This is a genomic window from Chlamydiota bacterium (assembly GCA_016178055.1).
Lineage (GTDB): Bacteria > Auribacterota > JACPWU01 > JACPWU01 > JACPWU01 > JACOUC01.
The window spans coordinates 1-9357 of sequence record JACOUC010000038.1 but is presented as its reverse complement, the minus strand read 5'-3'; the positions used below and the strand labels follow the sequence as shown (position 1 = coordinate 9357).

Sequence of the window (9357 nt, the reverse complement as noted above, 5' to 3'; positions counted from 1 at the left end):
CCATGTCCTCCCGTGTCATAACCTTCATGGAAATACCCAGATAGGCCTTCACTTCATACCTTGATCCGAATTCCCTTCGGTTGATTTCCACCTTGATATTCTGAGCACCCAGGACTTTATTATCATAGGAAAGGACATAAAACAGATTGAATCGCTTCTTTGTGGCCTCTTTAATCACACCGTACTTTCCCAGAATTTTTTGAATCTCTCCAAAAACAAGGTCTTCACTCCCACCCTTAAGCAGATCAAAATCAAGGTCTATCGAAAACCGATTGAGGCCATAAAACAAATAGGCCGCCGTGCCTCCCTTGAAACCCAAAATTGGGCCGAGTCCCGGATCGGTAAAGATATCCTTGAGGATTTTAATCAGAATGTTCTTGTGTGTGGTGACGCCCAAACTCATTTATTTTTTTCTCCATGCGCTTATTGCCACCATAGATCGGGAAAATCTCCCAGACTCTATCCCAATTCAAGGGCGAAACATTGTCAAAATGATAATCTTTGAAAAGATAGAGGACATCCAAAAAGGCGCGTTCAGCGGATGCAATAAAATAATTTTCCCTGTTCTCCATCCCAGCATCATTTGTTAGAATGGCGTCCTTGATCTTCCTGAAGTGATACACCTGACCGTCGCAAGTGATTTCCCTGGACTGATACGAAGCAATAAAAATCTTCCCATAAAACTGGAAGGTTACTCCAGCCCTTCCCAAAACCGTCTCAAAACTGATGTAGCAAGGAGTGAATATTTTTGTCGCCAGTTCGAATCTGTCGTAGTTTTTGTCTTTCGCGTAGAGTCCTCTGCGAACAGGATACAGATGCCCTTTCTGAACATAGTAGTGGACCCTCGATCCAGCCGTAAGCCGGTCGATCCCCCCCCACATCAAAACCAGATCTTTAAAGGAAAAGACGGTCTTGCTGGACCTCAGTAAGGTATTTAAAAAACCTCTTTCCATAATCAATAGGCTAAATATATGATTTATTCTTATCTTTAGCTCTTATTATAATTTATAACACGATGATGTCAACTAAAAGGTGATAGTTTGTTATAAATTCCCTGAAACAGTGATGGGCCTGTTGCAAAATGTGAGCTTTACCGTTGAGCGTAGTCGAGAACAAATGTTTTGAGCTCGACACTTCTCGACTCGGCTCGAAATCTTCAACTTCTCGAGACTCGGCTCGAAGAATAACGGGTGATGCACATTTTGCAATAGAGCCATCATGTATCATTGTAAGATAAAAATTCGGCAAATGATTCCCTTATTCAGGAATTAAATCCTGATTTTTTTAACAGCTAACGGTTGAGACTCCGGCCCATAGTTCTCTTTGAATCCAAAATTTAAAATGAGAGTGGCATGAGTTGTGCTGGACATACTGTCATCCATATCACGAATTGTGTTGTATTACAGATGAGTTCCTAAAAGGACGGGTGGTATCTATGAACGATAAAGATTACATCACTAAAGAATTAGAATTGATGAAACACGAGTGTGAGAGGGATCATCTGTGCCCGGAAGAGTGGGTTAGAAGAAATGCCGTTAAGTATCATGAGCTTCATTCTAAATTAGAACAAGAGGAGAAATCCACTTGAAGAAACATGTTTTGATCGTTGATGACGAGGAACAAATCTGCCGCATTATTCAAAAAGTCTTATCGCGAGAAGGGTATCTGACCACTACGGCCTTCAGTGGTGAAGAGGCCTTGAAGCAGTTAAAAAGGACGCCGGTAGATCTCGTAGTTGTGGATCTGAAGATGCCGTCGATGGATGGCTTAGAGATGCTTAAACAGGCCCACAAATTTCAAAAAAAATTGAGGGCCATTCTCCTCACGGCCTATGGCACAGCCTCTTCTGCCAGAGAAGCGATGAACCTGGATGTGTATGATTTTTTGACAAAACCCTTTGACAACCAGCTTCTCAAAAAGGTAGTCAGGGAGGCCCTTAGTGAAGTCTCTTGATCAATCTGACGGAAAATCCCACTCGGAAAAGATCAATTCCAAGTTTCATGGAAGCGTTCCCTTTGTAAAGCACGAAAAATCCCACGTGGAATGGGAGACTCGTCAGTTGATTTATATTCCCATTCTTCATACCCAGCATGACATGGGAAGTTTGGAACCTCAGGCAAAATCAGCCTTTGTTGATAAACTGGGCGAGAGGCTTTGGAAACATCATGTGAAGAGCATTGATGAAATGTGGTCTGGCATTGAATATCGCCTTGGGAAGTTAAAACTCCCTTTTAAGAAGACCTATCTTTATCAAGATGGTTTGCCCTTGTGTGGAAGAGAGGAGACGATTGTGTTAGAGTTGGCAAAGAAGGGAAGTCCCAATCACAAAATTTTGAAGGCCTTGATGGATCGCGGCTCGACAATCATAGGTACGGAAGATCCCCAGTTGTTAGTCAAAGAATACAATTACATCAAGCAAATCCTTAACGAAAGTGATCATGCGCAAAAGAAGAAATACATCCAGGAGTACGAAAAAGAGGCTCCCGATTTATTAAAAAAGAGGGACCGGTTTATCTCAGATCAAATTCAAAAGACGCTTCCCGTAGATGGCAGCGTAGGCTTAATTTTTATAGGCCTTTTACATCGTGTCGATGAGATGTTACCATCAGACATACGGGTCAACTATTTAATTTATCGACTTCCTTTGCGGCGTAGTTTTGAAAAAGAACTGGTGAGTTAATCCTTGAAAGCTCTGAACCGACTTCAAAATTTTTTGAAGCAACTTAAGCAGCGACTGGTGACAAAGGCTGAAAAACAGGTTCAAGATATCACCGCCAGCCGCAAAGAGTTGTTGCAGGTCTTTGACGGTTTAAGCGATCCTGTGGTTGTGATTGATCGAAAGTTTATCGTACGCAGGGTCAATAGACCTACCCTCACGGCTTTGGACAAGACTTCCTTCTCTAGTGTCATTGGAAAACCATGCTATGAGGCGCTGCACAATCTTAAGGAGCGCTGCCGAGACTGTACGGCCGAAAACACCTTCTTTTCTGAAGAGAAGACTGAACGCACGGGCTTTCTAGGAGCCAAGAAAAATCCATCAGAAACCATTTATCGTATCACCTGTTACCCCCTCTTTGATGAAGGGAACGAGTTGACAGGCATTGTGGAGTATTACCGGGACAGCACGAATCTTGCGAGGCTGACGAAGGAACTCTACGAGTCTGAACGCGCTCGGGTGATGGGAAGTTTTGCAAGTGGACTGAGTCATCAGATTCGCCAACCCTTGACCATCCTGCGCTCTTCTAGCCAGTACATCCTGGATAAATTTCAAAAGTTCCACAGAGGAGATGACTTTAAAGAAACGATGGAAACGGCCATTCAAAATGCGGATCTCATCAACGAAGTCTTGACTGATTTCTCAAGTTTTACGAAGCCCAATGAATACAAAATGATAAAAATTTCTCTTCCAGTCCTACTGGAGAAAGGCCTAAGACTTGTTCGAACGAAGGTGAACGAGATGAAAATTGATGTCGTCAAGGAGTGGTCTTCAAATCTCCCTGAGATCATGGTGGATGAAAAAATTTTTCTCCAAGCCTATTTGAATTTATTAATTAATTCCATTGAATCCATAAGTTCTGGAGGTAAGATCTGGATAAAATGTTATGCTCGAAAAGACCTCAAACCTCCCAAGGCCTTCGTAATGATCAAAGATAATGGCAAGGGCATTCCGAAGGAGCTCATCTCAAAAATTGCTCAACCCTTCTTTACAACCAAAGAAGGTGGAATGGGTTTGGGGCTTCCCATCGCAGAGTCGATCATCCATTTCCATGGGGGTCAAATCCATTTTGAAAGCGAAGAAGGGTGTGGAACGAAAGTTATTATTGAACTGCCTTTGGAGGTTGGGTAAGGTAATCGATGAAGCCTTGCTGAGCTAGAAAATCACGATTTGATCTTAGTCAGCACAAAATCCTTAACCCTTTTCGAGAAATCAAGAGCTTTTCTGGCTTCATCTAAAGAATAAACGATCTCTTCTTCGAATGGATACCGTGTTTCCACAGCATAGTCGTTCAACGCATTAGCCACCTCCTCAACTTCCGCGAACGAACCGTCCAGCTCTTTGCACAGATCAAGAAGATAAATGCGATCATGTTCCTTGAAGAATGTTGTCCCTTGACTGATCAGATATCCTTTAAAATATTTCTCGGCTGCCTGTTGACAGTGAAAGCAAACGGTATCGGCGGGGCATCCGACTCTTTCAAGACAATCTCAGCAGTCTTCAGATCATTATCACCTTTGGAAAACCAAGCCCTTACAACAGGGGTGTCCTTAGGGTCTTTCATATAGGATCTTTCCTCTCTTGAGGATTTCTGTCACAAAGGATCCTTTGACCTGGGTGGCTCGCTCGATCTCCTCTGAAGTGTAGACGAAGATATCGATTGGAACCGGCCGCGTGCGTAACAGATCACTAATCCGTCGCCTTCTCTCCCTTCGGAGAAGGGAGGTGGAAAGAATGACCAGGATATCAATGTCGCTCCCGGGGCCTGGGGTGCCCCAGGCATAGGAGCCAAAGAGGATGACCTTCTGAGGATTTACGCCATTAACGATTCGGGTGGCAATTTGCTGCAGCCCTCCAGGTGTGAGCGTTTGATTCATTTCATTCTCTCTTCCTTCACTTTCACAAGGTATCATAACCTGTTGGATTTACAAGTGAAAATCCTGAATCTGCAGTTGCTTGACTTTTTCCCAGAAAAGCGATATTTTCTTCTATAAAGATGCTTCTTATAGCTCATATGAAAACCATCCCTGCCCCATCCATTCGGATCATAACTCTCTTACCTGTAAGCTCTTACACGTTAATTTGGAGCAGTTTAGATGATGGTGAATATCATGGAAGTAGAAGATAAAGGATTAGAGTTTAGAGAGGTTCTGGAAAAGGTTTACAGAGAAAGAGGATTTGATTTTAGGCAATATAAGGAGGCCAGTCTAAGGCGAAGGATGCAAAAAAGACTGTACGCCCTCAAGGCAGAGTCGTATCAGGATTATATCATGAGACTGGATGCAGATTCTCTGGAATACGATAGGCTGATTGATGTTCTTTTAATTAATGTAACTGAGTTTTTCAGGGATGAAGAGGCGTTTGAAATTATTAAGAATAAAGTGTTACCCTATATTATTAAAGGAAAGACTAAACTAAAGATAGGATCTAGTGGTTGTGCCAGTGGTGAGGAGGTGTATTCTATTGCCATATTGCTGGATGAGGCATTAGGAGATAAAAGAGATAGTTTTGAAATCTCTATCTATGGGACTGATATAGATAGAGACAGCCTGACAAAGGCTAAAGAAGGAATATATCGGCCCCAGACAGTTAAAGGGAAGATGACAGATGAGATATTGGAGAAGTATTTCGATAAGGGTGAAACCCTAAAAGTAAAAGATTCTATAAAAAAGAATTGCCATTTTATGGTTCATGATCTCGTTTTGGATAAGCCACTGAGTGAAATGGATCTTATTCTTTGTCGAAATGTCCTTATCTATTTTGAAAAACCTTTACAGGAAAAGATATATATGGATTTTTATCATGCACTGAACAGCGAAGGATATCTATTCCTGGGTAAGGCGGAGAGCTTAATCGGTCCGGCACGGGAGAGATTTAGTGTCATCGATAAAAGGTGGAAGATTTATCAGAAGGAGGACTAAAACCAGACCCCAATCCCAATTTAGTTTCTCTCAATCTGGGTTTTGGATCTTGTTTTTAAAAATATAATCCTGCTTTTCGTAACAGCTGGGTTTGGATCATGCTATAATGCTTAGCATGAAAATAAATGTGGATCGTATTTGGGATTATGATGCAAGCGCCTTGGATCCAGAGCGAGAGATGACTATGATCTGGTACCTCTCCAGGGTTTTGAGGTCTGGCTCAATGGCTGAAATAAGAGAGATGGGACTTACGACCATCCGAAAATATTTTCAAAAATTAACTTTGCCACAGCCTATTTATCAATTTTGGAAGTGGTATTTTAGTCTTCCTGAATCGGAAAAGAAATATGGATATCTTGACAGACAATCAAAAACATCTGCTTCGGCTCCTGTCAAAAGTTCCTTTTTTCAAGTATAATTTCTATCTTACAGGCGGGACAACATTGGCCCACTTTTATCTCCAACATCGGCTTTCTGAAGACCTTGATTTTTTCACAGGCGAGCCCAATGTCGTTCGGCAGGCAATCTCTGAGGTCCAGTCTTTGGCGCAGTCTCATTCCTTTTCGGTTGAGGTCACTCGCGTATTCGAAAGTTTTGGTGAGTGTTATGTCATTTTTCAAGACGAGCGAATCAAGGTTCAATTCGCCCATGATTCTCCTTATCGCCTGGAGCCCAAAGTGTTTGTTGAGGAATATGGTCTTTATATTGATAATTTGACAGATATTTCTTGCAACAAACTCTCAGCATTGTTCGACCGTTTTGAACCGAAAGATTTTGTGGATGTCTATTTCATTCATAAAGAGAAAATGCCGTTGGAAAATTTGATTCCATTGGCTAAGAAAAAGCATGTTGGATTTGATGAATATTGGTTGGCCAGGGCTTTTTTTAGAGTCAAACAGATTGAATTTTTGCCTCGGATGATCAAGCCTGTGACTCAAAATGAGTTGAAAGACTTTTTTCTATCCTACGCTGAAAAGTTAATCAATTAAATCTAAGGTTTCGAAAACAGCGATAGAAACCCGTCACGCGGAAGATATATCAGAAGGAGAACCAATGAAGAAATTTTTATTGATGATGCCTGTTTTTAGCTTATAACAAAAAGATCTTCGAAGGTGACAAAGGGGCGGTCTGAAGTAATATCGTTTTAGTTTTAGGTACTATTGATACCTATTACCAGAATATGTTATGAGGCCATTTGATTTAAAAGTGCTTAAAAAATCACCCTGTTTAAGCAAGAGCCCCGACGAAGAATAAAGGGAAGGCAACGATGGCAATAATAAGCTTGATTTTAATTAAATTTAGCCTATGATTACCTAAGGAGTCACTTATGCGCTTGTTTTTATGTTCTTTATGGCTCATAACGGCCTAAAAATATGACTTTTTATGGTAGAGAAGACGAGATCCGTCTCTTGCGGGAGCCGAACTTTCGGCCCTACGCCCAGTTGATTGTGGTTTATGGGCGGCGCCGCGTGGGAAAGACCGCCCTCATTGAAGAGGCATATCAAAAAGAGGTTCTCTGGAAATTTGAAGGGCTGGAGGCCGTCTCGGTTAAAATCCAGATCAAACAATTCATCGAACAGTTGAGCGAGTATTCCGGGGACCTGAATTTAAGGCGACAACGGGTGGAGGATTGGCGAGGGGCGTTTGCCCTCCTTTTTGAAAAACTGAAAAGGAAAAAGGTGGTCGTCTTTTTGGATGAGTTCCAATGGCTTGTCCAGATGAAACCTCAGACGGTCTCTTTATTTAAGTATTTTTGGGACAACTCTTTTTCAAAGTGCACGGGCTGCCGTTTTATTCTTTGCGGTTCCATTTCCTCCTTCATTGTCAAAAAAATTATCAAATCGAAGGCCCTCTACGGCCGCGTGGATACGGAAATAAACCTGCAGCCTTTAAAGCTCAAAGAAATACGGGCCTTCCTGCCGCAAAGATCGGAAGCGGAGGTCCTGGACTTCGCCATGACCTTCGGCGGGATCCCCAAGTACCTTTTGGAAATCAATCCCCGATTGTCGTATCTTCAAAATTTAAACGAATATGCTTTTTCCCAAAGCGGTTATTTCTTCCAGGAATTTCAGAGACTTTTCTTAAGTCATTTTGCAAAGAGTCCGCACTACGAAAAAGTGATTGTCTCCCTCGTCAACCAGATCCTTTCCACGGAGGAGTTGGCCAGGTGTTGCGGTGTCTCGCCCGGCGGCACCTTTTCACAAGTTCTGGAGGACCTGTCGCTCGCCGGTTTTATTCAAAGAGACCAGCCTCTGGACTTGCCGGCCCGGAGCAAGGTGATCCGCTACCGGCTGTTGGATGAATACTTGAACTTTTATTTTTCCTTTATTGCTCAGAACAGACTGGCGATCCAGAAGGGACAGTTTCTTTTCCCTCGGATGGACCCCAAGAGAATGGCGCAGTGGCAGGGATACGCCTTTGAACGTTTATGTCGCCGCCACTCGTTTGAAATTGCCACAGCCTTGCGTTTTTCCGGAATCGGTTTCAAGTCAGGGTCGTGGTTTCGATCCTCCAAAAGGAACGGAGAGTCGGCCCAGATCGACCTCCTCTTCCAACGGCAGGACAAGGTTTTAACCCTCTGTGAAATCAAGTATGTGCAAAGCCTTTCCGGTCAAAAAATGATCCGCGATCTGGAAAATAAAATCAAGGTCCTGCAAAAGTATTTTCCCTCTTATGGGATACAAAAGGTGCTTCTTCTGGGGAGAAAGATTTCGGTGGGCCGTACAGTTCATCAGGCCTTCGATGAAATTCTTTTTGCCCCTGAGCTGTTTTTTTGAGAGGAGAGGCCTGGATCGAGAAAGATTCGAAAAGATGGATTTGATCCTCTACCGCAATGTGTTAGTCTATTTGAAAAGTCTTTTCAGGAAGAGGTCTATATCAATTTTCCGAATAGCTGTGCTTTCCCACACTCTGATCGTAAAATTTATTGAAATCTTCCCAAATTCAGATCATAAAAAAGCGCATGATAGGATAAGAGAAGCCGCCTCAATTTGGCAAAGGACACTTATTCTTATTCACCACCATGCGCCCAAAATATTTTAAGGCTTGGAAAGATTCCGCCCGAGTTTAGAGTTCATTTAAAATATGTGCCGTGCCCAGGTTGTCATAAAATCGGTTTCCTCATTCAACACGGTTTCTTGCGAGGGTTTGCTGAAGCTTCTTCAGATCGCATCATCCGCGGCCGTCGTTACTTTTGCTCCAATCGAAATCTTATGGGAGGTTGCGGTAAAACCTTTTCTATCCTCTTCTCCTATCTCCTTAAATTCTCCACCCTGAGAGCCCCTTCTTTGTGGCGCTTCCTGAGGGGAGTCCTCCAGGGCCTCTCTAAAAAAGCTGCCTTCGATTGCCTTAAACTTTCCTTTTCTTCCTCTTTTCCTTATCGCATCTGGAGACGCTTCTTGAAGAGTATTGCGCATTTGCGTTCCTCGCTTTTGCGCCTTTGTCCCATTCCCAATTCCCATCATTCCAAGACTTTTGCTGTAACACTAGATCATCTCATGCACGCCTTCCCAAATCATCCCTCCCCTGTTTCTCAATTCCAACTCCATTTTCAGAAGTCTTTCCTCAGTTAATCCTTCCCCTTTTTCCCAAATTCCTTTTCCCTCCCTAATATCTCCTCCCCTCCCAATCCCTCAACAACACATTTCGTCTGTTGGCAGCTCCCTCGGTTGGCAGCTATCCTTCTCTTACTCAATGAAAGGAGTTTCTTTTATGAAAAAT

At 42.8% G+C, this 9357-nt stretch carries 12 protein-coding genes and 1 pseudogene; 8 read left to right on the top strand and 5 right to left on the bottom strand.

Going from position 1 to position 9357, the window contains the following annotated elements:
* Together HYS07_05835 and HYS07_05830 are read right to left on the bottom strand one after the other, a co-directional pair.
* On the bottom strand, positions 1-403 hold a 403-nt coding region (locus HYS07_05835), incomplete at its 3' end, for a nucleotidyl transferase AbiEii/AbiGii toxin family protein (GenBank protein MBI1870697.1).
* The gene (locus HYS07_05830) at positions 363-953 is read right to left on the bottom strand and encodes a type IV toxin-antitoxin system AbiEi family antitoxin domain-containing protein (GenBank protein ID MBI1870696.1); all 591 of its coding nucleotides are present in this window, start codon (positions 951-953) and stop codon (positions 363-365) included. The genes HYS07_05830 and HYS07_05835, both read right to left, overlap by 41 nt.
* Positions 954-1435: 482 nt before the next feature.
* Between HYS07_05830 and HYS07_05825 the strand changes: the two genes are divergently transcribed.
* From HYS07_05825 to HYS07_05810, 4 genes are read left to right on the top strand one after another with little or no spacing between them, the layout of a single operon-like run.
* Positions 1436-1588 carry a hypothetical protein gene (locus tag HYS07_05825; protein ID MBI1870695.1) on the top strand — a complete coding sequence of 51 codons (153 nt, stop codon included), beginning with the start codon at positions 1436-1438 and terminating at the stop codon, positions 1586-1588.
* On the top strand, positions 1585-1953 hold the full coding sequence (locus HYS07_05820) for a response regulator (protein MBI1870694.1): 369 nt from the start codon (positions 1585-1587) through the stop codon (positions 1951-1953). The genes HYS07_05825 and HYS07_05820 overlap by 4 nt, the downstream gene beginning before the upstream one ends.
* Positions 1940-2680, top strand: coding sequence for a hypothetical protein (locus HYS07_05815; GenBank protein MBI1870693.1), 741 nt, complete (start codon positions 1940-1942; stop codon positions 2678-2680). Before HYS07_05820 ends, HYS07_05815 begins: the two co-directional genes overlap by 14 nt.
* A gap of 3 nt (positions 2681-2683) precedes the next feature.
* Entirely contained in the window at positions 2684-3847 is a 1164-nt protein-coding gene (locus HYS07_05810; protein MBI1870692.1) for a PAS domain-containing protein, read from the top strand.
* A 32-nt stretch (positions 3848-3879) separates the two neighbouring features.
* Here the strand turns inward: HYS07_05810 and HYS07_05805 are convergent.
* Positions 3880-4176: pseudogene (locus tag HYS07_05805) on the bottom strand (HEPN domain-containing protein).
* Positions 4177-4266: 90 nt separating this feature from the next.
* Complete coding sequence (locus HYS07_05800) at positions 4267-4593, bottom strand: nucleotidyltransferase domain-containing protein (GenBank protein ID MBI1870691.1); 327 nt, start codon at positions 4591-4593, stop codon at positions 4267-4269.
* Positions 4594-4812: 219 nt separating this feature from the next.
* Between HYS07_05800 and HYS07_05795 the strand changes: the two genes are divergently transcribed.
* The 4 genes from HYS07_05795 to HYS07_05780 all read left to right on the top strand — a co-directional run bounded on the left by HYS07_05795 (position 4813) and on the right by HYS07_05780 (position 8414).
* Positions 4813-5637: a protein-glutamate O-methyltransferase CheR gene (locus tag HYS07_05795; GenBank protein ID MBI1870690.1), complete on the top strand. Its 825-nt coding sequence runs from the start codon at positions 4813-4815 to the stop codon at positions 5635-5637.
* A gap of 115 nt (positions 5638-5752) precedes the next feature.
* Positions 5753-6055 carry a hypothetical protein gene (locus HYS07_05790; protein ID MBI1870689.1) on the top strand — a complete coding sequence of 101 codons (303 nt, stop codon included), beginning with the start codon at positions 5753-5755 and terminating at the stop codon, positions 6053-6055.
* Positions 5985-6626 carry a nucleotidyl transferase AbiEii/AbiGii toxin family protein gene (locus HYS07_05785; protein MBI1870688.1) on the top strand — a complete coding sequence of 214 codons (642 nt, stop codon included), beginning with the start codon at positions 5985-5987 and terminating at the stop codon, positions 6624-6626. Before HYS07_05790 ends, HYS07_05785 begins: the two co-directional genes overlap by 71 nt.
* 384 nt (positions 6627-7010) lie before the next feature.
* Positions 7011-8414, top strand: a complete 1404-nt coding sequence (locus HYS07_05780) for an AAA family ATPase (protein MBI1870687.1) — start codon at positions 7011-7013, stop codon at positions 8412-8414.
* A gap of 384 nt (positions 8415-8798) precedes the next feature.
* Here HYS07_05780 and HYS07_05775 read toward each other — a convergent pair whose 3' ends face one another.
* A complete protein-coding gene (locus HYS07_05775; GenBank protein ID MBI1870686.1) occupies positions 8799-9101 on the bottom strand; it encodes a hypothetical protein in 303 nt (100 codons plus the stop codon).
* Positions 9102-9357: the final 256 nt, after the last annotated feature.